This window comes from Pantoea sp., from assembly GCF_039594315.1.
Classification (GTDB): domain Bacteria; phylum Pseudomonadota; class Gammaproteobacteria; order Enterobacterales; family Enterobacteriaceae; genus Pantoea.
Map to the genome: position 1 here is coordinate 57,048 of NZ_JBCNNP010000009.1, position 19,167 is coordinate 76,214.

31 protein-coding genes and 1 tRNA gene are annotated in these 19,167 nt (G+C 52.1%); 22 read left to right on the forward strand and 10 right to left on the reverse strand.

Translation table 11 applies throughout. The features are described 5' to 3' along the window. Position 1: 1 nt before the first annotated feature. The 6 genes from ABDW13_RS08665 to ABDW13_RS08690 all read right to left on the reverse strand — a co-directional run bounded on the left by ABDW13_RS08665 (position 2) and on the right by ABDW13_RS08690 (position 3,264). Entirely contained in the window at positions 2–166 is a 165-nt protein-coding gene (locus tag ABDW13_RS08665; protein WP_343552137.1) for a hypothetical protein, read from the reverse strand. Continuing rightward, complete coding sequence (locus ABDW13_RS08670; RefSeq protein WP_343552138.1) at positions 163–861, reverse strand: replication protein P; 699 nt, start codon at positions 859–861, stop codon at positions 163–165. The genes ABDW13_RS08665 and ABDW13_RS08670 overlap by 4 nt, the downstream gene beginning before the upstream one ends. Continuing rightward, positions 858–1,775 (reverse strand): replication protein, encoded by a 918-nt coding sequence (locus ABDW13_RS08675; protein WP_343552139.1) that lies wholly within the window; start codon positions 1,773–1,775, stop codon positions 858–860. The genes ABDW13_RS08670 and ABDW13_RS08675 overlap by 4 nt, the downstream gene beginning before the upstream one ends. Continuing rightward, positions 1,772–2,596 (reverse strand): DNA-binding protein, encoded by an 825-nt coding sequence (locus tag ABDW13_RS08680; protein WP_343552140.1) that lies wholly within the window; start codon positions 2,594–2,596, stop codon positions 1,772–1,774. Before ABDW13_RS08680 ends, ABDW13_RS08675 begins: the two co-directional genes overlap by 4 nt. A gap of 36 nt (positions 2,597–2,632) precedes the next feature. Continuing rightward, positions 2,633–2,923: a CII family transcriptional regulator gene (locus tag ABDW13_RS08685; protein ID WP_343552142.1), complete on the reverse strand. Its 291-nt coding sequence runs from the start codon at positions 2,921–2,923 to the stop codon at positions 2,633–2,635. 113 nt (positions 2,924–3,036) lie between these two features. Further along, positions 3,037–3,264: a YdaS family helix-turn-helix protein gene (locus ABDW13_RS08690; RefSeq protein WP_343552143.1), complete on the reverse strand. Its 228-nt coding sequence runs from the start codon at positions 3,262–3,264 to the stop codon at positions 3,037–3,039. A 106-nt stretch (positions 3,265–3,370) separates the two neighbouring features. On the opposite strand from ABDW13_RS08690, the gene ABDW13_RS08695 reads away from it, so the two are divergent. From ABDW13_RS08695 to ABDW13_RS08790, 20 genes are all read left to right on the forward strand, one after another. Further along, entirely contained in the window at positions 3,371–4,096 is a 726-nt protein-coding gene (locus tag ABDW13_RS08695; protein WP_343552144.1) for a helix-turn-helix transcriptional regulator, read from the forward strand. A 340-nt stretch (positions 4,097–4,436) separates the two neighbouring features. After that, positions 4,437–4,691 carry a transcriptional regulator gene (locus ABDW13_RS08700; protein WP_343552145.1) on the forward strand — a complete coding sequence of 85 codons (255 nt, stop codon included), beginning with the start codon at positions 4,437–4,439 and terminating at the stop codon, positions 4,689–4,691. A gap of 3 nt (positions 4,692–4,694) precedes the next feature. Further along, positions 4,695–5,006, forward strand: coding sequence for a hypothetical protein (locus ABDW13_RS08705; RefSeq protein WP_343552146.1), 312 nt, complete (start codon positions 4,695–4,697; stop codon positions 5,004–5,006). A gap of 52 nt (positions 5,007–5,058) precedes the next feature. Continuing rightward, positions 5,059–5,895, forward strand: a complete 837-nt coding sequence (locus ABDW13_RS08710) for a hypothetical protein (RefSeq protein ID WP_343552147.1) — start codon at positions 5,059–5,061, stop codon at positions 5,893–5,895. Positions 5,896–6,016: 121 nt separating this feature from the next. After that, a complete protein-coding gene (locus ABDW13_RS08715) occupies positions 6,017–6,349 on the forward strand; it encodes a hypothetical protein (RefSeq protein ID WP_343552148.1) in 333 nt (110 codons plus the stop codon). Between the two features lie 7 nt (positions 6,350–6,356). Further along, positions 6,357–6,521 (forward strand): hypothetical protein, encoded by a 165-nt coding sequence (locus tag ABDW13_RS08720; protein WP_343552149.1) that lies wholly within the window; start codon positions 6,357–6,359, stop codon positions 6,519–6,521. A gap of 143 nt (positions 6,522–6,664) precedes the next feature. After that, on the forward strand, positions 6,665–7,636 hold the full coding sequence (locus ABDW13_RS08725; protein ID WP_343552150.1) for a cell envelope biogenesis protein TolA: 972 nt from the start codon (positions 6,665–6,667) through the stop codon (positions 7,634–7,636). Between the two features lie 33 nt (positions 7,637–7,669). After that, on the forward strand, positions 7,670–7,810 hold the full coding sequence (locus tag ABDW13_RS08730; RefSeq protein WP_343552152.1) for a protease FtsH-inhibitory lysogeny factor CIII: 141 nt from the start codon (positions 7,670–7,672) through the stop codon (positions 7,808–7,810). Between the two features lie 273 nt (positions 7,811–8,083). Beyond that, complete coding sequence (locus tag ABDW13_RS08735) at positions 8,084–8,227, forward strand: hypothetical protein (RefSeq protein ID WP_343552153.1); 144 nt, start codon at positions 8,084–8,086, stop codon at positions 8,225–8,227. Beyond that, complete coding sequence (locus ABDW13_RS08740; RefSeq protein WP_343552154.1) at positions 8,228–8,935, forward strand: Rad52/Rad22 family DNA repair protein; 708 nt, start codon at positions 8,228–8,230, stop codon at positions 8,933–8,935. Then, a complete protein-coding gene (locus ABDW13_RS08745; RefSeq protein WP_343552155.1) occupies positions 8,936–9,406 on the forward strand; it encodes a single-stranded DNA-binding protein in 471 nt (156 codons plus the stop codon). 26 nt (positions 9,407–9,432) lie between these two features. Next, positions 9,433–9,786: a hypothetical protein gene (locus ABDW13_RS08750; RefSeq protein WP_343552156.1), complete on the forward strand. Its 354-nt coding sequence runs from the start codon at positions 9,433–9,435 to the stop codon at positions 9,784–9,786. Between the two features lie 51 nt (positions 9,787–9,837). Further along, a complete protein-coding gene (locus ABDW13_RS08755) occupies positions 9,838–10,320 on the forward strand; it encodes a hypothetical protein (RefSeq protein WP_343552157.1) in 483 nt (160 codons plus the stop codon). Further along, positions 10,320–10,745 (forward strand): hypothetical protein, encoded by a 426-nt coding sequence (locus tag ABDW13_RS08760; protein WP_343552158.1) that lies wholly within the window; start codon positions 10,320–10,322, stop codon positions 10,743–10,745. Before ABDW13_RS08755 ends, ABDW13_RS08760 begins: the two co-directional genes overlap by 1 nt. Beyond that, the gene (locus tag ABDW13_RS08765; RefSeq protein ID WP_343552159.1) at positions 10,742–11,104 is read left to right on the forward strand and encodes a hypothetical protein; all 363 of its coding nucleotides are present in this window, start codon (positions 10,742–10,744) and stop codon (positions 11,102–11,104) included. Before ABDW13_RS08760 ends, ABDW13_RS08765 begins: the two co-directional genes overlap by 4 nt. Beyond that, a complete protein-coding gene (locus ABDW13_RS08770; protein WP_343552160.1) occupies positions 11,101–11,637 on the forward strand; it encodes a DUF551 domain-containing protein in 537 nt (178 codons plus the stop codon). The genes ABDW13_RS08765 and ABDW13_RS08770 overlap by 4 nt, the downstream gene beginning before the upstream one ends. Beyond that, positions 11,634–11,903 (forward strand): hypothetical protein, encoded by a 270-nt coding sequence (locus ABDW13_RS08775; RefSeq protein ID WP_343552161.1) that lies wholly within the window; start codon positions 11,634–11,636, stop codon positions 11,901–11,903. Before ABDW13_RS08770 ends, ABDW13_RS08775 begins: the two co-directional genes overlap by 4 nt. 62 nt (positions 11,904–11,965) lie before the next feature. Beyond that, a complete protein-coding gene (locus tag ABDW13_RS08780) occupies positions 11,966–12,175 on the forward strand; it encodes a hypothetical protein (protein WP_343552162.1) in 210 nt (69 codons plus the stop codon). Then, on the forward strand, positions 12,172–12,714 hold the full coding sequence (locus ABDW13_RS08785) for a hypothetical protein (protein WP_343552163.1): 543 nt from the start codon (positions 12,172–12,174) through the stop codon (positions 12,712–12,714). The genes ABDW13_RS08780 and ABDW13_RS08785 overlap by 4 nt, the downstream gene beginning before the upstream one ends. Before the next feature lie 617 nt (positions 12,715–13,331). After that, positions 13,332–14,495, forward strand: a complete 1,164-nt coding sequence (locus tag ABDW13_RS08790) for a site-specific integrase (RefSeq protein ID WP_343552164.1) — start codon at positions 13,332–13,334, stop codon at positions 14,493–14,495. 15 nt (positions 14,496–14,510) lie between these two features. On the opposite strand, the gene ABDW13_RS08795 is transcribed toward ABDW13_RS08790, so the two are convergent. Then, positions 14,511–14,587, reverse strand: a tRNA-Arg gene (locus tag ABDW13_RS08795). A gap of 95 nt (positions 14,588–14,682) precedes the next feature. Beyond that, positions 14,683–15,186, reverse strand: coding sequence for a DUF1198 family protein (locus ABDW13_RS08800; RefSeq protein ID WP_343552166.1), 504 nt, complete (start codon positions 15,184–15,186; stop codon positions 14,683–14,685). A 176-nt stretch (positions 15,187–15,362) separates the two neighbouring features. On the opposite strand from ABDW13_RS08800, the gene folD reads away from it, so the two are divergent. Together folD and ybcJ are read left to right on the forward strand one after the other, a co-directional pair. Continuing rightward, a complete protein-coding gene (folD, locus tag ABDW13_RS08805) occupies positions 15,363–16,229 on the forward strand; it encodes a bifunctional methylenetetrahydrofolate dehydrogenase/methenyltetrahydrofolate cyclohydrolase FolD (protein ID WP_343552168.1) in 867 nt (288 codons plus the stop codon). Continuing rightward, positions 16,229–16,441 carry a ribosome-associated protein YbcJ gene (ybcJ, locus tag ABDW13_RS08810; protein ID WP_343552169.1) on the forward strand — a complete coding sequence of 71 codons (213 nt, stop codon included), beginning with the start codon at positions 16,229–16,231 and terminating at the stop codon, positions 16,439–16,441. Before folD ends, ybcJ begins: the two co-directional genes overlap by 1 nt. Positions 16,442–16,467: 26 nt before the next feature. Here the strand turns inward: ybcJ and ABDW13_RS08815 are convergent, their stop codons facing one another. Both ABDW13_RS08815 and cysS read right to left on the reverse strand, forming a co-directional pair. After that, positions 16,468–17,574 carry an AAA family ATPase gene (locus ABDW13_RS08815; protein ID WP_343552170.1) on the reverse strand — a complete coding sequence of 369 codons (1,107 nt, stop codon included), beginning with the start codon at positions 17,572–17,574 and terminating at the stop codon, positions 16,468–16,470. A 32-nt stretch (positions 17,575–17,606) separates the two neighbouring features. Then, on the reverse strand, positions 17,607–18,992 hold the full coding sequence (cysS, locus tag ABDW13_RS08820) for a cysteine--tRNA ligase (RefSeq protein ID WP_343552171.1): 1,386 nt from the start codon (positions 18,990–18,992) through the stop codon (positions 17,607–17,609). Between the last annotated feature and the right edge of the window lie 175 nt (positions 18,993–19,167).

A 19,167-nucleotide genomic window follows, 5' to 3' on the forward strand; every position in this document is an offset into this window, starting at 1 on the left:
GTTAAAACCCACCCTTAGTTTTGCTCTTGCCGCCTTTGTCGGAACGGGAATCGCTCTGGTTCAGGCCTTTGACGATGATGGTTGTCACCGCTCCAGCTACCAGTGACTTGTTGAATACCTGCGCCAGCAACTGCTCGCGGGTTAGTCCGTGAATTACCTGTGTCATTGTGCCCTCGCTGATTTCAGCCTTGCGCGGAGCATGGCGACACCTTCAAGAGCCTTCTCGCTGGTTGATGGGATCGACAATTTCAGCAGCTGCTTGCGCGGTTCCGGGATGTCTTCGCCAGCCTCAATGCGCTGCGACATCTTGCGCAGCTCTGACCGGCATTTGATACGCAGCTCTGCTTCACTCAGGTTTCCGGCGCGCATCATGCTGTACAGGCCAGTGACCATCCAGTAATCAGCATTGGTCTTCCACGGGTATAGCTCGGCGGTCTCGTAGTCACCACGCTTAGCGCAGTAGGTCATCACCATCGAATACAGGCTGTCTTCATCAGGCAGGCCAAATGCGCTGAAAGACGCCTCTTTGCACCACTCAATGAACTGGCCCGGCGATGGCAGGAACGGCGAACCGCTGGCGCGCGCGTGTTTCATGCCTGCTGATAGCTGCTGCTTGCTGTGGATTCCGTTCTCTGCGAAAGCCGCAATCCACTGGCGTTTGGCATTCGCTTCGTCGGCGGGATTCTTCCAGGCGGTGCTGACCGATGCCGGGAATACCTGTTTCAAACTGCTAAACAGCGCATCGACTAACCTTTCATCGCCCTCTTGCAGGACACGGTCAGCCGGTTGTGCGCTATCACCAGCCAGGCGAGCCAGCGCGCTACCGTCGCGGTTCTGAATTGCTGATACGAGTTGTCTCATATGAAATTGTCCTCCCAGGCTTCGCGGCTGTTCCAGTGCTGAGCGGGTTGCTGCGGCTCTGGCGCCTGTCGGTTTCGGTTAGGTTGATTCATCTGTGCCTTGAGCGTGTCCCACTTTTCGCGGAGCTTTGCAGGGCTCATAACGTTGGTTTGCCAGAAGTGATCGGCGTTGGCCCATTTGAACAACTCGCATATTTCGTGATGGCTGACGTTCAGGGCATTGCGCATTAGTCGGATGTCGTTCGACCAGGCTGGAAAATTTGGTTGCTGCGCAGTTGGTGCGACGATCACCACTTTGCAGAACATCCATTCAGCAGCCTTCAGGTCGTCAGCAGTCCCCCACTTGTCACCCTTGGGTGATTGAATGGCTGCATCAGGACGAAGAACTGGAGGCTGTTTGGAGGGTGAGTCAGGGGATTCGTTAGAATTCTCTGACGTAGTGTTTTTAATACTGTTCTTGTTCTTGTATTGGGTGGCTACCGTTTCCGGGAAGGTTTTTCCTGCTTTCGGGAAGGATTTTCCCGTTTTCGGGAATCTTCTTCCCGTTTCCGGTTTGTCCAAAATCCATGCTGAAATCTCGGTATTCACCCCAACAATTTTCATCATTCCCTGCTTCTGGCTGAAGATGATTTTTCTCTCTGCCAGAGATTTGATGGCGTCCGATACGTGTGTGTCGCTCAACCCTGTTAGGTCGGCGATCACCGTGTTCGTTACCCTGTCCTGTTTTTTATTCCATCCGTAGGTGAGCCATATCACCGCTTCGAAACATTGCCATTCCCTCCCTGATAATCTCAGGCGCGGTTTAAGCTTCTGAATCTCGTTGGCGACTTTGGTGTACCCGTTGGACAGGTCGGCCATATGACCTCCTGTTTGCTCGGTTTTCTTGGGGAATGAAATGACTTTGGCGAGGCTCATGAATCCTCCCACTTACCGGGAAAGCCAGCGCGATAGTCGGCGACGATCTGTTTAATCTCTTCGGAGGTATCCATTGCCAGCATGAAGTCGGCTTCGTCATTGCTGTAAATCTCAGCTTGAGCAACCAACTCAACCAGGCGACGAGCCTTAGTGGCGCTAAATAGAGGTATGGCAGCACTGCGTGACAGCTTGGTTTTACCAGCAGCCTTCACCTTAGCCATCTGCTCAAGCGCTACCGCGCCAGCCTTTGGCCCATGCTCTCGTGAAAGCGCCACAGCCGTTGTTGCCGCCACGGCGCCAGACTTAACCATTTCGATCAGCTCGTCGCCGCAGGTAAGCAACTGGAGATGGTGATCGACATCGGAAGGAGATCGCTTAACGCGTTTGGCAATTTCAGCCGGTTCCCATCCCTGATTAGCCAGGCGCTGATATGCCGCCGCGCGTTCCAGAGAGGTTAGCGGCTTGCCCTGACTACTGGTAACCATGAAGGCGATGCGATCGGCTTCAGTACCGGAAAAATCCTTGCACTCAAGGCGCGGGATTTCGGTACCGGATTGAGTCGCCAGCAACGCGCCGTGATAGCGGTGGTGACCGTCGATTATCTTGATGCCTTTGTCGGTCACCTGAACCGCCAGAGGCGGCACAAATTCACCGGCGATGTAAGCGTCGCGGAATTCTTCAATGTGCGCCTGGTCGATTTCACGCACGTTGTAACCCGGCTCGATATACAGCTCAGACAGCGGCACCAGGAACGTTTTCTTGGCTGACATTTCGGTGCCGTTTTTCTCTTTGGCCTTGTAAAGCGAAAGTAAACTACTCATAATTACTCCTGTATGTTGATCCAGTTAATCCATACATCAGGCCGGGAATGAGTTACCGCTCATCTCGGCTTTTTCTTTGCCCAAAATCAGGGCCACTTCTTTCGCCACTGCTTTAGCCAGTTGCGCTGCGTCGTCATCAACAATCCCGTATTCCAGAATGTCGATTGCCATGCTCATCTGACGGAAGAAATTTTTCTTCATGCGGCTGACCTGGTACTCGGCGATACCCAGCCTTTCAGCGAAGGTTTTCTGGCTGATTGATGCCAGCTTATTCAGCAGCGCCGATTCGATGCGGCGTGCGTTCTTGCTTTGAGTTGCTTGTTCCATAGTTGATACTTGTCCTTGTTAGTTAATTGGTTGCGTGACATTGCGGTGAGCAAGTCACTTAGGTTTTGCCCTGGTGTTCCGAGGGCGGTCAGATTGATAAAGAGCGGTGTTACTTAAGCTGCTTGACCCGGGTGTGGGAACAGAGCTGGTAAATCAGGTCGAATCTGATGCGCCTCAATCTTCCCGTCTGTCGCCTTAACCAGAGAAGCAACGTTTTGTGGCGCTACCTTTGCCTTGTTATGTAGCCACTTCTGTACAGCGGCTTGGCTGACTCCGCACGCTTGGGCTAATTCCTTTTGCGTGCCAACAATGGCAATGGCAGTTTTAATAACTTGGTTCATAAAACCACCTCCGTTGTAATGCAGTAACAAATATAAAACTATGGTTGTTATTTTGCAAACACTTTAGTTGTTTGACGCTGTATTACTGTGGTTGTATTTTTGCGGCATGAAAATGACACTTGCAGAACGTTTAAAGCTCGCAATGCGAGAGGTAGGACTGACTCAGACTGGCCTTGCTGATAGGGTAGGTGTGTCTCAGGCCGCCATTCAAAAATTGACATCAGGTAAAGCATCTAGCTCTACAAAGCTGATTCAGATCGCAGAAGCTTTGGGCGTAAGCGCAGCGTGGTTGGCAGACGAAACAGGACCGATGTATGTTAGTAGCAAAGGCGAACATCACCCGGCTTCAACTACCCCGCCGCTCAATGACTGGTACCCAGTAGACCCGTGGGATAAAAACACCCCTCTTGAGGATGATGAGATAGAGATCCCATTCCTCAAAGACATTGAATTTGCATGTGGTGATGGAACGATCTCTGACGAGGACTACAACGGATTTATGCTGCGTTTCTCAAAATCCACAATGCGCAGGAGTGGAGTTAACACGGATGGCTCAGGCGTTTTATGCTTCCCAGCCCATGGGAATAGCATGGAGCCTGTGATACCTGAAGGAACTACAGTTGCCGTTAACTGCTTTGACAAGAAAGTAGTTGATGGGAAGCTCTACGCCATCAGCCAGGGCGGATGGAAGCGCTTAAAGCTGCTCTATCGCACCGGGCCTGACAAGTTAGGCATCAGAAGCTATAACTCTGCCGAGTACCCTGATGAAGAGGCCGATATGAAAGAGGTCGAGATTATTGGTAGAGTATTCTGGTCTTCTACACTCTGGTAAGAATTGCCCCCACCTACTAACCCGCCAACGAGCGGGTTTTTTATTGCCTTTAAAAAAAAATCACAACTTTTTTCCTTTCTAAAACAACCACAAAACAACCAACACGCAAATAATAACAACCTTAGTTGTTGACATGATTACAACCATAGTTTTAAATGAGCTCATCAGCAGGACGCTGGCGAACAACGAAACGGATTTCAGCTCTTTAAAAATTTAGCCCTGTGAATACACAGGCCGAGGCGAGTGCTTCGGGGTGGCAAGAATTGCAGCGTGAAAAAGCGCAATCACGAAGATCAGCGGCGTGACATGTCACCACCTAAGCACTCATCGAGGAATACCCATGAACAGAAATCAACGCCGTATGGCTGCGTACAACGCACGTAAAGCCACTGAACATATTGAGCGTGACGGTTACACCAAAAGAATCGATCGGGCCTTCACGAGGCTCTCATTGGGCTGCACGGCGAAGGTTGCCCGCGCCACCTCATCCCCTAGTCTGCGTGATAAGCAGGAAGGTGGAGGGGTTTGTTTGCCGGATGTGGCTCAGTTCGCAGCTGGCTATCGGAAATCTAAAGACAACGTGACGGCGAGGTGAACTATGGCACTTGACCACGGCATGTTAAATGTCCCGCTGAATAAGCGTGGCAACTTCCATAAGGAACTGGATGACCATCTGGCGGCTGAGAAGAGCCGCAAAGAGGATGAGATATTCGTCCGCAAGTCAGCATTCAATGACGCCAAATCTCAGGCACAGCACCTTTATCTGAAGTTGGATAACGACCTAGTTAAAGCCGAAGCAAAGCGCCGTGGAATGAAGTTGAGTGAGTTTCGAGAAGTTCTGAAAGACATCAGGGACTTCAGGCCAAAGCAGGCGCCAATAGCGTTTGCACCATTCATCAAGGCTACCTAACCCGCAGCTATTAGTCCCAGCGTGGACGCAGCAGAACTGATAAGAGGTGAGTATGGAAACTAAGTTTCTCTCAGATGGCCGCAAGGTCGTCATTGTTGGACAGTTGAATAACACTGAAACCATCGTGCAAGAAGTGTTTGTAACTCAGGCTGGCGACGAGTTGCCCGGTGGCGAGCGCTTTGTGGTTAAAAGCCTGCATGACCAGCCCGTTGAATCATGGCTGTCTCGCGAGACAGTTAAGCACGAGAAAGCGCTGGCTGATGCCAAATCTAAGGTTGAAGGAATCAACAAGGAAATCGACGACTTACGTAATAAACTGAGTTTCTGGAAAGGCATGGTTAAGCAGGTCGCCGCATTTGCTAAGCACATCAACGATGCTAATTTGGATCACTTTGCAGACGTGCTGACCGGGCAGGTTAAATATGCGGTGAGTCGCGGGTACGGGTTACCTGAAATCGAAAAATTCGAAGATTATATGTCTTCAATTGATAACTATTACGGACGTAAAGAATTCAAAGGCATTAAGTGCATATCCGTCCTAGGTAGCACTGACGGAAATATTGCTTTAACTGTTTCTGTTTATTCAGATGGAAGTGGCGGCAGTAATCAAGTTGAGTTTTACAAGACCATCGAGGAGGCCAGAAAGCGAGTGAAACAAATTGCTTTGGAGATGCTGAATGGGAATGGTTTGAGCCTTGATGCTGTCAGGAAGTGCAGCAGTATGGGCATTATTTTCAGCAAGGATGAGTTACAGCAAGTAAGAGATCGCCTGTTTGTTGCCTCAGAGAAGAGCCTCGCCCATCACCAAGAGCAATTCGATAAGCAGGTTGTCCAAATAAACAGTAATAAGCAGGCCATAGAGCAAATGCTTAACGAAGCAATCAACTAACCCGCCCCCGAGCGGGTTTATTTTTACCTACACAAAGGCCAACCATGAGCACATATGGAAGTGTAACCAGCTTGATATTGATAGCGCTGCTTATGGTGATTGGGTTTATAGCGAGGATGTGATGGAAATTCAGGAAAGCAAAACAGTTTGGTTAACGATGACCAATGAAAACCTAACGGATGGTTACGGCAAATCAAAAATTCTCTTTGTTTGTGAGCAGAAAGAGACTGCGCGCAGGCTGGGGAAAAAAGGTTACATACAGGGAAGCGATTGCCCAGTTGAGCGGGCAACCGCAGTTAAAATTTCTGGGGTGTGGTTGGTGCCGGGAAATATTCAGCAGGAGAGTGATTCAGACAAAAAAATACGAATCGCTAACGAGGAGCGTGATGCAGTTTTAAACAAAATGCGTGACGCAGGATTCTCTGAGGAAGAAATAGCAAAACTAAACAGGTAGGTGAAACATGAGCGAAGAAACAATGAAGGGATTTGAAGAGGCAGCGAAGCCATTAATTAAATGGCTAGCTGAGAACGTCAATCCTCACCATCAGGCAGTTGTAACAAGCACTGATGCTGAATTGCTTTCTACCGAGTGCTTCGTGAAAAACGAGTCATTCCTGAAAGACTGAATAGCAGCGCAATGGCTTGTCACGACAGGCCATGACGGTGCTAGTCACCAACGCTTTAGCATTGAGCCGCTGAGCAACAAATAGAACGTTACATCCTTATGGGGACCGCAATGGTTCCCTTCTTTTTGCCTGAAGGAAATCAAATGAGTGAAACAACGGATCTTGTCGTCATTGAGAAGGCTAACGCCCTCACCGTTTTCAAATCAGCCGACCAGATTGAAGAGATTCTGGCAAAGGTTGAGCGTGAAGTTATGTCCTTTGTGCCGGATGTCACCACGGCGAAGGGCAGAAAGGAGATCGCTTCACTGGCCTACCGTGTATCGCAGACGAAATCTTATCTGGATGGCTTGGGTAAGGATTTGGTCGCGGAGCTGAAAGAGGTTCCAAAGCTAATCGATGCCAACCGCAAGACGGTGCGTGACCGGTTGGATGCACTGCGCGATAAGGCTCGCCAGCCAGTAACGGATTGGGAGGCCGAACAGGAACGAATCAAGGCCGAAGAAGAAGCGCGTATCGCCGCGGAGAAACTGGCTGCACAAATCGAAGCCGACCATGAAATTGCCCTGCTCCTTAATGACAAATTCGACCGTGACGCCGCGGAAGCGAAAGCCGAAAAAGAGCGCCAGCGCATTGCTCACGAAGAAGATATTAAGCGTCAGGCTGTCGAGCAGGCACGCATTGAGGCTGAGCAGAAAGCACAGCAGGAACGCGAAGCAGCAGCACGGCGCGAGGCTGATTTGAAGGTAGCCAAGGAAAAGGCTGAGGCCGACGCTAAAGCCGCACAGGAGCGTGCAGAGCGTGAAGCCAAAGAAGCGCAAGAGCGCACTGCAAAACTGGCGCAGGAAGCGCGTGAGCAGGCTGAGCGTGAGAAACAAGCGGCTATCGCCGAAGAGCAGCGGAAGGCTAAAGCAGCTGAAGATGCCCGCCTGGCTGAAGAGAAACGCATAGCCGATGAAGCCGCAGCGCGTGCAGCGAATGAAGCGCATCGTAAAACAATCGGAACCGCTGTCGTAAACGCTCTGATGGGCCACGCCGGATTAACCCGAGTACAGGCCATCGACGTTCTGACTCAAATCAAAGACGGCAACATCCCGCATACCAGCATCACCTACTGATTTAACCACTTAACCAACACCAAGGAATCACCCATGCAGACTTACGCCGTCGCTGGGGCCACCCACATGGGTGACCTCGGCTTTAACACGTCACAACTTGACCGCATAGTGCGCCGCCTTCGTTCTGGCTTGCGCTCCCTTATCAACACGCTGAAACAACCGGGCACCCCATGAAAATTCGTTACTTCATGAAAGCACAGGAGCTTTCGAGAGAAGCACATTTATTCGGCGATAGCGCTAAGTGGGCAATGGCAATGCAACTTCTACGGAGAGCAATCGGATGAAATTTCCTCAATCCCGTATCGCGCTTATCTCATGGCACCGGCACTACCTATTGCTGGCTAAGGAGAGTCGCAACAGTGGCGACCGTGAGTCCGCAGCGCACCTACAGATGATGGCGGCAACAACGCGCCAACACATCGTAACTCTTCACACAAAGGCGGCGGCATGAGCGAGGACGACTCAGCATTCATTGAATTCATGCAGGGCGCGCTGGGCGACCTGTCCGACCCTATGACATACGAGCAAGCCGCAAAGGATGCGATTGCCGATCACCGCACGGAACGCCAGTCGGATCGAATGGAGGGCTGAATGGAGCTGAACAGATTAGATGAGCCGTTTGCACCACAGGATATTGAGTGGCGCATTCAGCAGTCAGGCAAATCAGGGCAAGGAAAGATTTACGCCATGGTGCTGGCATACGTTACCAACCGGGCAATCATGGCTCGTCTGGACGATGTTTGCGGCAAGGCTAACTGGCGCAATGAGTACCAACCTGCACCGGCTGGCGGCGTGATGTGCGGCATATCCATCAAGGTTGATGGTGAATGGATTACGAAATGGGACGCAGCTGAAAACACCCAGGTTGAAGCTGTTAAGGGCGGCATGTCTGGCGCCATGAAGCGCGCCGCTGTGCAGTGGGGAATCGGTCGATATCTCTACAACCTCGAAGAGGGCTTCGCGCAGACCAGCGATACGAAACGCAATGATTGGAACCGAGCAAAACTGAAGGACGGAAACACCACGTTCTGGTGGTGCCCACCTCAACTGCCATCATGGGCGCTTCCTCCAGATAATCAGCAGCATAAACAACCCGCCACTCAACCTGAAACGCCTACCCGAACACCTGACGATATTCTCCGTGAATTCACGGAAATGGTGAGCAAGGAGAGCGATTTAGAAACAATTAAAGGCCTGTACAAAGCTGCATGGAATGCACTTTCTACATCAGCCGAACACCAAACCAAGTGTATTGAGGTTTACCAGATACGCGCTAAAGAACTGAATAAGGCGGCATAAATGAGCAGCAGAGGCGTCAACAAAGTAATTTTAGTGGGCAATCTTGGGCAAGATCCGGAAATTCGGTACATGCCAAATGGTGGTGCGGTCGCCAATATAACCCTGGCAACATCGGAGAGTTGGCGCGACAAAACCACTGGCGAACAGAAAGAAATTACCGAATGGCACCGGGTAATTTTATTCGGGAAGCTGGCTGAAGTTGCAGGCGAATACCTGAAAAAAGGTTCACAAGTCTACATCGAAGGCAAACTTCGAACCCGCAAATGGCAAGACCAATCAGGCCAGGATAAATACACAACGGAAGTGATCGTGAATGTCGGCGGTGTGATGCAGATGTTGGGCGGAAAACAGGACGGTGGTGCGGGAAACAAACCGCAGCCATCGCAGCAGCAGCAGCGCCAACCTGGGCCATCTACTCCACCGGCGAATAACGAACCTCCAATGGACTTTGACGACGACATTCCCTTCTGATTTAACCCACCAATAAGGCCTCAACCATGGAAATGTCACCGCTACAAGCGGCGCATTGCGCTCGCCTGAATGATGCAGATCGCGCCCGATACATCGCAAAACTTCAGTTCGATAAGCAGCAAGCGGCGCAGAAGGCGGCGATGCTGGAAGACCTGAAGTTAGCACTCAAATGCGCTGAAGAGGGTAAGGACCACCCTCGCCTTAGAACGCAGGAAAAGAAAAAGAAATGGATGGAGTCGTCAATCGAAAAGCGCCTGAACCGGTATTTCGACTTTAGGGATGCAGTCGAAAGAAACCATCAAATTGAACATGCAGCGCCAGACAACGATACCAACCCGGCATATCCGCAATGGGCTGAAAAGCACTTCCATGGCGACTAGCAGATTAATCGACGCTGGCCTGTACCCGGTTGGCGAATGAGGGGAAATAGGATGAATGAAGTTAAGCGCTTTGATGGCTTTGGCATTGTCGACGAAGAGGGCTGTTTTGTTCGTCACAAAGATTACGCCGCACTACAGAAGCAAAACGAAAGCAACGAAGCCCTGCTATACGCAATGCGCCAAGACATGCGGGAGTCGCGCAAGAAGATGGGAGCGATGCTGGGTGAGAATGTGGCGCTGAAGCAGGCCATCGACACCCATAAGCATGGCTTTGTTCGATGCGAGTGCTGTGGTGAAGAGAATATGTGCCACAACGACGATGTCTGTCGTGTGTTAGGCGAAACGCCCGCCACCGACACCATTGCCAACGAATTGCGCGCTGAAGGTATTCATTATCTGTCATCAGAAGCTGGCGAAATGGCCCAGAAATTTAAGCAAGGATCATCTGACTGGAGGCGATGGAAGTCGATCGTGTTTTTCGCTGAAACTGTAGAAACACAACTCCGCGCCGGCAACGTAGAGGGAGGTGAGTGATGGGCAAGAGACACACTAACCGCAAAGCACGCATCGAGAAAAAACTCAGCAAGCAAGCGATGGAGCTGCTTATTCAACTCCTCCCAAACACCTGCAAGCGAGAAGATTTCAGCCTGGAATATGACACATTCGACGGACCGCGCGGACTTGTTTACCACGAAGATTGGTGCATGAACTTCGGGCCTGACTATTGGGGAGAATGTGATGCCACCTCTGCATTCTTTTATCTCCACGACCACTTAATAACACGCACCACTGATTGGGAAGGTGAAATGAAAGCGCGTGAGGAGCATGGCTGGGAACGTGATGATTTCGACTGTTCGCCATATTACTCGCCGTGGCGACTTGGTGACATCACGCGAGGTCAGATTATCGGTCACTGCCGCCGATTAGTTAAAGCCGGAATTACTTGGGAGCCGAAATGATGACTAACCAACAACTAGCCGAAACCTGCCGCGATATTCTGGCAGAAGCGGAGAAGCACGAATCATGGTGCGTTGAGATTGCTCGCGTGGCGCTGGCGAGTCTGATGGCTAAGCCGATTGCGTATGCTGATTCGAAAGCCATTATACGCATGCTGGATGGTGACATACGATTCTTCACGGCTTTCCCTAAAACATCAAAAACAAAGCTCATACCACTATTCATTGAAGCTCCAGAACCAACGGTGAAGTTACCAGAACTTAAACCGGAAGATATCAACTTTGCTGCACATCGCATCGAGGCAATATCGTGGAACCGCTGCATCGCCGAAATTAAGCGACTGAACCGAGTGACATCATGATGACCGAAGAGCAACAGGCGCTGATTGATACATGCCATCACATGATTTCACGTGAATCATCATCAGAATACTCAGGAAACTTGCGGGAGGTTGCACGCATCGCACTTGCCGCACTCACCCAACCTGCAAGCCCGGCTTTGAAGTTGCCTGAAACTATCAGTGTGAGAACTGCAATTGCAGCGCTCGATAATGCCAGTGAGGTAACAACCATGGCGCAAAGCTACAAGATGGCGTGGAACGCATGTATTGCCGAAGTGAAGCGCCTCAACGCCCCACACACAGCGCATATTGAGCCTTCATGCGCTACAGGTGGTGCATGGGTGAAGTGTAGTGAGCGGATGCCGCTAGAGTTATCAGATGTGCACATCAGTGAGGTTGAAGTCATCGTGACGGACGGAACTCAGGTAGGAACCTGTGAATGCCGTAGGGGATATATGCCTCGTCCGTGGGTAGAATGGTCTAATTACGGTGATATTGACGCCGAGAAAATCACCCATTGGATGCCACTACCAGCAGAGCCGGAGGCAGAATGAAGAATTACGATTGCCTTCGCTTCGATGGCGGCAACGCGTCAATAGCTGAGTTGCAGGCTGGCGGTTTAACTTACTTTATTCACCTTCCATCGGTGAGCATGATTAGCACTCGCGTACATAACCTTGAGGAATGCACGGAAGTCGTGAACATGGTTATCGATGGCGAAAATACGCAAATAATTTTGAACTGCGATGTGTATGACGAACTGATAAACGCCTGGCTTTTCTGCAGGGGAGATAACCGACCTTCCCGCCCATTTCGTTGATAACCCACCCCGAATAAATCCCAATGCCGCGAAAGCGGTTTTTTTATTTCTGGAGAATCATTATGTGTGCCGATCCAATTGATGATGCAGCAGAACTCGAAATGCTCAACACGCAGATTGCGCTGGCTAACAGGAAAAAACCTAGCATGGTATTTACCGGCGCTTGCCACTACTGCGAAGATAAAGTGGATAAGGGCTTCTTCTGCTGCCCTGAATGCAAAGATGATTATGAGCGCATTGAGCGTGCGGCTAAGCACCGGAGGGCGGCATGAAAATAACGCAAAGCACCATTCAGCAACTAGTCATCACCGATGTTAAATCACTCGACCCAGTGAAAGTGATGATCGAAAACATTCAGCCTGGCGTCGGCAATATCACAATCACCTGCTTCGGCAAATCATGGACGTCATATTGGGGCGCGATGTCCGATCAGACGATTCAGGAATTCTTCGTCGATTGCAACGATTCATACCTCATTAACTGTCTCGACCGCGGCATCAGGTCAATGATTGATGGCGAAGATAACGAAGCCAACATTCAGTTCGTGAAGGCTGAGATTTGCAGGCAGCGCCGCGAACGTGACATCGAGCGATTAGAAGCGCGTGAGTGGTGGGATGAAGCCGAAGATGCGGTCGACATAAAAGACTTAGTTTGCAGCTGGCATAGCAATTCAACCTTATGCAAATTATTTGGCGACGAACCGTGGCATGCAAACTGGCCTAGCGTCCCAAATCCTGATTACGAATACCTTGAGCGCATCGTTCAGGTTGTCCGCGAAGCAATTAAGCAAACGTTAGCCGTTCCAGCCTAATCCCCCACACCATTAACCTTTATCGCGCTCTGCGTGAGGAGTTGTTATGCGCCGGATTTCATTGTTCGCACCAACCATTATGGCCTCCATGATGAGCATGACACGTTCTTGGTCGCCGCCGGTTTATCACTGGCATTCGCATCCGTCAGCGCCGGGCGCTAAGGCAACAAATGCCGCGGCAATCAAGCGTCAGGCAAAGAAGCGCCGCAATCGGAAATGACCACCACCTGCGAAGACATCACCCCGGCTGAGGTCATCATAGATTTCAGCCTTCTCGCTGCTGTAATCATCGCTTTTATCCTCGGCAAACCACCTAAGGAGTGAATGTGCCTATATGGTCACATTTGCTCTGATTGGGTGGGATTGTTGCTATATACCGACATTGGAGAATCCATGGAACACGACGAGCCGTTAACGCTGTCGGAGGCGGCCTGCTTCCTGAAAGTATCTTCCCGCACAGTGAGCAATCTCATTAAGCGTGGCGATTTGGTGGCGCGGAGAACCGGCGGCGACAGTGGCAAATACCTGGTGCTGCGTTCGGCCTGCCTTGCTTATCTTTCCAATCCATCTCAAAATCGCCCGGCGAGCATGGGTGATGGCACAACTGGAGGTCCATCATGTCAATCACCCTCAGGGGCGGAGTATGGCACTGTCATTTCTTTACCCCGAATGGCAAAAGAGTTAGACGATCGCTTGGCACAACGGACAAAAAGCAAGCTCAGGAGTTGCACGACAAACTGAAGGCGGAAGCCTGGCGTGTCGAAGAGTTGGGAGATTTACCGCAGCGGTCATTTGAAGAGGCTTGCATGCGGTGGCTGGATGAGAAGGAGCACAAACGCAGCCTTGATGATGACAAGGTAAAGATTGGCTTCTTCCTTCAGCATTTCGGCGGGAGGGATATCGCCACCATTACCGGCGAAGAGGTTCAGAAGATTGTCAGCAAGATGATCGACCGAAACCACCGGCGCAAATGGGAAATTCAACGCGATGCGGCCGTCAGGGATGAAAAACCATTTCCGCTGTATAAGGAAAAGCAGGTAAGCGCTGGCACAAAGAGCCATTATCTTTCCTTCATGCGTTCTTTGTTGCGCGCCGCGGCGAATGAATGGGGATGGATTAAAGCCGCGCCGGTTATCAAGACCAAGAAGCCTGTCAGTAAGCGCATCCGATGGCTGACGCGTGAAGAAGCAAATCGCCTCATTGAATGCATGCCTGAAACGCTAAAGCCTGTGGTCATCTTCGCCCTTTCTACCGGCCTGCGCCGTTCCAACATTTTGGATCTGGAATGGACTCAGGTTGATATGCAGAGGAAGGTCGCCTGGATAAATCCAGAGAACGCCAAAGCGGGCAAGGCTATTGGCGTGGCTCTGAATGATACGGCGTGCAAAGTGCTGAAGGGGCAAATCGGAAAGCATTCTCGTTGGGTGTTCGTGCACATCAAACCGAAGCACCGAAGTGATGGGACGCTTGCACCGGCTGGCAGGAAAATGCGCAGTGATGATAACACGGCGTGGAATATCGGTCTAAAGAAGGCAGGCATCGAAGACTTTCGTTTTCACGACTTGCGGCATACGTGGGCAAGCTGGCTTATTCAGTCCGGCGTTCCATTGTCAGCGCTTCAGGAAATGGGCGGATGGGAAAGCATCGAAATGGTTCGTCGTTACGCTCACCTTGCACCGAATCATTTAACGGAGCACGCGCGCAAAATTGACTCACTTTTGGGAGGTGACGACACAAATACGACACAAGGAGAAAATCAGGTGGGATTGAAGCTGGCGTAACTCATTGAAATCACTTGGCACGCCCTACAGGATTCGAACCTGTGACCTACGGCTTAGAAGGCCGGTGCTCTATCCAGCTGAGCTAAGGGCGCATAGTGATGGGGTCGGATTATACGTCCAGCGGCTCGCGCGTCAACGTTTTTGCCCTTGAACCACTGCGAAGTGCTGGCAGATTAACCAAAACGCCTTAATGCCGCTTGCGCCAGTCGCTCATCGACACCAAATTGCCGCCCTGCGCGGTTTCGCCTTCCAGCTCAATCCCTTGCTGCGAGAAGTGCGCGTTGTACTGATCGCGCAGCGCGTGCAGTTCCTGGCTGTCCGGCTCAAGCTGGCGCAAGAAGCCCAGCGCCAGCAACAATTGCTGCCGTGATATCAGCGCCGAAAAGCCTGCGCGGTTCAAAATGCCGTGCCAGCGCTGCATGTTCTCTTCGCTGCCATCGACAATTAACACCTGCCAAATCAGCAGCACCGCCGCGCCATTGTACAGATGCGTGTCGTTATCGCCCGCGATGTAATCGGTGAACTCTTTGGCCGCCTCTTTGCCCATCAACGAAAGCATCGATTCAAGATGCACCGGCGGCAGTTGCAGCCGTTTGTTCAGCGCCTGCACCGCGTGGCGCGAGCTGGCGGTCAGCAACTGAAAACCTATTACAAACACCACCGCCAGCGTGGCGAGAATTAACCAAATCATCACGTCATCCATATCATTCACTGCCCGGCATCATAAGCGCTAACGCGGTGTTTCGTCACGGCGAAAAAATCGGGAATGCGGCGCGCAAAGCGAATCTCTACCTGACAGCCGCACGCGCTTCTGACAGAATAGGCGCCATCCCCGATCTAACCCTCTACAGATGGATTTCCTCTCTGATGGCAGCAAAAATTATTGACGGTAAAACGATTGCGCAGCAGGTGCGCCTTGAGGTTGCCGAAAAAGTACAGCAGCGTCTGGCGGCCGGTAAACGTGCGCCAGGTTTGGCAGTCGTGCTGGTGGGTGAAAACCCCGCTTCGCAGATCTATGTCGCCAGCAAACGTCGCGCCTGTGATGAAGTCGGCTTCGTGTCGCGTTCTTACGATCTGCCCGCGACCACCAGCGAAGCGGAGTTGCTGGAGCTGATTGATGCGCTCAACAACGATAACGAGATCGACGGCATTCTGGTGCAGTTGCCGCTGCCGGCTGGCATCGATAACGTCAAAGTGCTGGAGCGCATCACGCCGGACAAAGACGTCGATGGCTTTCATCCCTACAACGTCGGTCGTCTGTGCCAGCGCGCGCCAAAACTGCGTCCGTGCACGCCGCGCGGCATCGTGACGTTGCTGGAGCGTTATAACATCGATACTTACGGCCTGAACGCCGTGGTGGTTGGCGCGTCGAATATCGTCGGCCGTCCGATGAGCATGGAACTGTTGCTGGCTGGTTGCACCACCACCGTAACGCATCGTTTTACCAAAGATTTGCGTCATCACGTTGAGCACGCCGATCTGCTGGTGGTTGCGGTGGGTAAACCGGGCTTTATTCCGGGCGACTGGATTAAGCCGGGCGCGGTGGTGATCGATGTCGGTATTAACCGTCTGGAGAGCGGTAAAGTGGTGGGCGATGTGGAGTTTGAAGCGGCGTCTGAGCGCGCTTCTTACATTACGCCAGTTCCGGGCGGCGTCGGTCCAATGACCGTTGCCACCCTGATCCAAAACACGCTGACGGCGTGCGAAGAATTTCACGATATTGAGGAGGCATAATGGCCAGTTTTTCTCTCGGTACACATGCCCACGTTGATTTGTGCGATCTGCTGAAAATCGAAGGTTGGGTGGAAAGCGGTGCGCAGGCGAAAGCCGTGATTGCTGATGGTGAAGTGCGCGTTGATGGCGCAGTTGAAACGCGCAAGCGTTGCAAGATTGTGGCAGGCCAGAAAGTTGAGTTTGCCGGTTATAAGATTACGGTTGTCGCGTAATCGTTGGGCGTCCCAATCGGGACGCCTTAAATCAGATCTTCCCCTATCACCCGCGTTTCCCCTTCTATTTGTTGCAACTCGATATGATTCACCGCCGTATGTTGAGCAATCAGCGTCGCCAGTTTTGGTGAATGGCTAGTGATCCATAATTGGCTGAACTGGCTGGCTTCGGCAATCAGGCGCGCTAACGCCGGTAGCAAATCTTCATGCAGACTGTTTTCCGGTTCGTTGAGCGCCATGAACTGCGGCGGACGCGGGCTGAGCAGCGCCACCACTAAACACAGAAAACGCAGCGTGCCATCCGAAAACTCGGCGCTTTCCAGCGGACGCAAGATGCCGCGCCGCGACATCAGCATCTGAAAACGCCCATTCTGCACATCAACGTGAAACTCGCTGTCGGGGAAGGCTTCGGCTATCACCTGAAACAGCAATTCGGAATGGCCACGTTCGACAATCGTCGCCCACGCCGCTGCCAGATTGCTGCCATCATGCGACAACACCGGCGCACGCACGCCAATTTGCGGTGCACGAATCGGTGAACCGGGCCACACGGCGAATTCGTGATAGAAGCGCCATTCGCGCAGCCGTTCACGCACCTGCGACAGTTCCGGATAAAGATGCGGTTCGCCCAGTTGCCCAAACAGCGACTCTTCAGGATGCAGCACCGCCGGATACGCCACACGCTCGCCATCGACGTTGTGCAGAAACGCGGTCTGATTTTCGCGCTGCATAATGCACGACGAGGGACGCCGACGCTGACCGCTCAGCCAAATGCGTTCGTCTTTCACCAGCGGATCGAGATTGAACATGCTGGTGGCTAGCGGCTCAGGAAAACCGACCTCGAGCTGATAATCCATGTCATCCATCACCACCGCCAGCGACAGACGTTTTGGATCGTGCCGACGATCGCCGCGTCGCAATCCGCCCGCCCACATCGCTTTCTGAATGCCGCCCTCTTCCGCCAGCGCCAAGGCCAAACGTCCGCTGGCCGCTTCGTGCAGCAATCGCACCGCTTTGTAGAGATTGGATTTGCCGCAGCCGTTTGGGCCGCTGACTACGTTGAGCTGTTGCAGTGGCAACGTGAGATTGCGTACCGAGCGGAAGCCGCGAATCTGGATCTGTTCAATCGACATAATAAAAAAGGGCGATTTCTCGCCCTCTCCGGTTATTTACGACGCCAGCTGGAACCTTGCGGCCCGTCTTCGACGATGACGCCCAATTCGTTGAGCTTGTCGCGCGCCACATCTGCCTGCGCCCAATCTTTGGCCGCACGCGCATCGGCACGGGTTTTGACCCAATGCTCGATTTCCGCCACTTCTTCGTCATTGACCTGCGCACCACTTTGCAGGAACTGTTCAGGATCTTGCTGCAAGATGCCAAGCACGTTGGCGATCTGGCGCAGTTTCGCTGCCAGCGCATCCGCCGCCGCGTTGTCTTCGCCTTTCAAACGATTGACTTCACGCGCCATGTCGAACAGCACCGAATAGGCTTCTGGCGTATTGAAGTCGTCATCCATCGCCAGACGGAAACGCACTTCAAACTCCTCGCCGCCCGCTGCGGTGGCATTGGCATCGGTGTGACGCAGCGCGGTGTACAAGCGCTCCAGCGCGGCACGTGCCTGATTGAGGTTATCTTCGCCATAGTTGAGCTGGCTGCGATAGTGGCCCGACATCAGGAAGTAACGCACGGTTTCAGCATCGTAATGCTGCAACACGTCGCGCACAGTGAAGAAGTTATCCAGCGATTTCGACATCTTCTCGCGATCAACCATCACCATGCCGGAGTGCATCCAGTAATTCACATACGGGCCGTCGTGCGCGCAAGTGGATTGCGCCACTTCGTTTTCATGGTGCGGGAACATCAGATCCGAGCCGCCGCCGTGAATGTCGAAATGGGTGCCGAGCTGTTTGCAGTTCATCGCTGAACATTCGATGTGCCAGCCGGGACGACCGTTGCCCCACGGCGAATTCCACGCCGGTTCATCGGCTTTGGACATTTTCCACAGCACGAAGTCCATTGGATTGCGTTTCACATCGGCCACTTCAACGCGTGCGCCAGCTTGCAGCTGTTCCAGATCCTGACGCGATAGCGCGCCGTAATCTTTGTCGCTCAGCACGTCGAACATTACGTCGCCGTTATCCGCGACGTATGCGTGACCGCGTTCGATCAGCTTGCCGACCAGTTCGATGATTTCATCAATATGGCGCGTGGCGCGCGGTTCGAGATCCGGCGGCAGAATGCCCAGCGCGGCAAAATCGGTGTGCATTTCGGCAATCATGCGATTGGTCAGCGTTTCAATGCTTTCACCGTTCTGATTGGCACGTTTGATGATTTTGTCATCAATATCGGTGATGTTACGCACATACTTTAGCGTGTAGCCCACGTAACGCAGATAACGCGCCACCACATCGAATGCCACAAAAGTCCGCCCATGACCGATATGACAGAGATCGTAAACCGTGATACCACAGACGTACATGCCGATTTGACCGGCGTGGATAGGTTTAAATTCCTCTTTCTGTCGACTCAGGGTGTTATAGATCTTCAGCATTGAATGGTTCCGTTATTGACGTTTGCGGGATACGCCCTTGCAGCGTAGCCGGTTATTGTGCCGTATTTTTCTGACTTGTGCATCGCTCGCTTGCCAACTGAAGTCCGGTTACTGACGCGTTATTGGAAATTGTGATATAAGAAGCGTCTACAAAAAAAGCCGCGCTGCCTTGCGG

Excerpts from the sequence above, each read along its gene's own strand:
- ABDW13_RS08665 (WP_343552137.1), bottom strand. The coding sequence starts at position 166 with ATGACACAGGTAATTCACGGACTAACCCGCGAGCAGTTGCTGGCGCAG.
- ABDW13_RS08670 (WP_343552138.1), bottom strand. The coding sequence starts at position 861 with ATGAGACAACTCGTATCAGCAATTCAGAACCGCGACGGTAGCGCGCTG.
- ABDW13_RS08675 (WP_343552139.1), bottom strand. The coding sequence starts at position 1,775 with ATGAGCCTCGCCAAAGTCATTTCATTCCCCAAGAAAACCGAGCAAACA.
- ABDW13_RS08680 (WP_343552140.1), bottom strand. The coding sequence starts at position 2,596 with ATGAGTAGTTTACTTTCGCTTTACAAGGCCAAAGAGAAAAACGGCACC.
- ABDW13_RS08685 (WP_343552142.1), bottom strand. The coding sequence starts at position 2,923 with ATGGAACAAGCAACTCAAAGCAAGAACGCACGCCGCATCGAATCGGCG.
- ABDW13_RS08690 (WP_343552143.1), bottom strand. The coding sequence starts at position 3,264 with ATGAACCAAGTTATTAAAACTGCCATTGCCATTGTTGGCACGCAAAAG.
- ABDW13_RS08695 (WP_343552144.1), top strand. The coding sequence starts at position 3,371 with ATGAAAATGACACTTGCAGAACGTTTAAAGCTCGCAATGCGAGAGGTA.
- ABDW13_RS08700 (WP_343552145.1), top strand. The coding sequence starts at position 4,437 with ATGAACAGAAATCAACGCCGTATGGCTGCGTACAACGCACGTAAAGCC.
- ABDW13_RS08705 (WP_343552146.1), top strand. The coding sequence starts at position 4,695 with ATGGCACTTGACCACGGCATGTTAAATGTCCCGCTGAATAAGCGTGGC.
- ABDW13_RS08710 (WP_343552147.1), top strand. The coding sequence starts at position 5,059 with ATGGAAACTAAGTTTCTCTCAGATGGCCGCAAGGTCGTCATTGTTGGA.
- ABDW13_RS08715 (WP_343552148.1), top strand. The coding sequence starts at position 6,017 with ATGGAAATTCAGGAAAGCAAAACAGTTTGGTTAACGATGACCAATGAA.
- ABDW13_RS08720 (WP_343552149.1), top strand. The coding sequence starts at position 6,357 with ATGAGCGAAGAAACAATGAAGGGATTTGAAGAGGCAGCGAAGCCATTA.
- ABDW13_RS08725 (WP_343552150.1), top strand. The coding sequence starts at position 6,665 with ATGAGTGAAACAACGGATCTTGTCGTCATTGAGAAGGCTAACGCCCTC.
- ABDW13_RS08730 (WP_343552152.1), top strand. The coding sequence starts at position 7,670 with ATGCAGACTTACGCCGTCGCTGGGGCCACCCACATGGGTGACCTCGGC.
- ABDW13_RS08735 (WP_343552153.1), top strand. The coding sequence starts at position 8,084 with ATGAGCGAGGACGACTCAGCATTCATTGAATTCATGCAGGGCGCGCTG.
- ABDW13_RS08740 (WP_343552154.1), top strand. The coding sequence starts at position 8,228 with ATGGAGCTGAACAGATTAGATGAGCCGTTTGCACCACAGGATATTGAG.
- ABDW13_RS08745 (WP_343552155.1), top strand. The coding sequence starts at position 8,936 with ATGAGCAGCAGAGGCGTCAACAAAGTAATTTTAGTGGGCAATCTTGGG.
- ABDW13_RS08750 (WP_343552156.1), top strand. The coding sequence starts at position 9,433 with ATGGAAATGTCACCGCTACAAGCGGCGCATTGCGCTCGCCTGAATGAT.
- ABDW13_RS08755 (WP_343552157.1), top strand. The coding sequence starts at position 9,838 with ATGAATGAAGTTAAGCGCTTTGATGGCTTTGGCATTGTCGACGAAGAG.
- ABDW13_RS08760 (WP_343552158.1), top strand. The coding sequence starts at position 10,320 with ATGGGCAAGAGACACACTAACCGCAAAGCACGCATCGAGAAAAAACTC.
- ABDW13_RS08765 (WP_343552159.1), top strand. The coding sequence starts at position 10,742 with ATGATGACTAACCAACAACTAGCCGAAACCTGCCGCGATATTCTGGCA.
- ABDW13_RS08770 (WP_343552160.1), top strand. The coding sequence starts at position 11,101 with ATGATGACCGAAGAGCAACAGGCGCTGATTGATACATGCCATCACATG.
- ABDW13_RS08775 (WP_343552161.1), top strand. The coding sequence starts at position 11,634 with ATGAAGAATTACGATTGCCTTCGCTTCGATGGCGGCAACGCGTCAATA.
- ABDW13_RS08780 (WP_343552162.1), top strand. The coding sequence starts at position 11,966 with ATGTGTGCCGATCCAATTGATGATGCAGCAGAACTCGAAATGCTCAAC.
- ABDW13_RS08785 (WP_343552163.1), top strand. The coding sequence starts at position 12,172 with ATGAAAATAACGCAAAGCACCATTCAGCAACTAGTCATCACCGATGTT.
- ABDW13_RS08790 (WP_343552164.1), top strand. The coding sequence starts at position 13,332 with ATGTCAATCACCCTCAGGGGCGGAGTATGGCACTGTCATTTCTTTACC.
- ABDW13_RS08800 (WP_343552166.1), bottom strand. The coding sequence starts at position 15,186 with ATGATTTGGTTAATTCTCGCCACGCTGGCGGTGGTGTTTGTAATAGGT.
- folD (WP_343552168.1), top strand. The coding sequence starts at position 15,363 with ATGGCAGCAAAAATTATTGACGGTAAAACGATTGCGCAGCAGGTGCGC.
- ybcJ (WP_343552169.1), top strand. The coding sequence starts at position 16,229 with ATGGCCAGTTTTTCTCTCGGTACACATGCCCACGTTGATTTGTGCGAT.
- ABDW13_RS08815 (WP_343552170.1), bottom strand. The coding sequence starts at position 17,574 with ATGTCGATTGAACAGATCCAGATTCGCGGCTTCCGCTCGGTACGCAAT.
- cysS (WP_343552171.1), bottom strand. The coding sequence starts at position 18,992 with ATGCTGAAGATCTATAACACCCTGAGTCGACAGAAAGAGGAATTTAAA.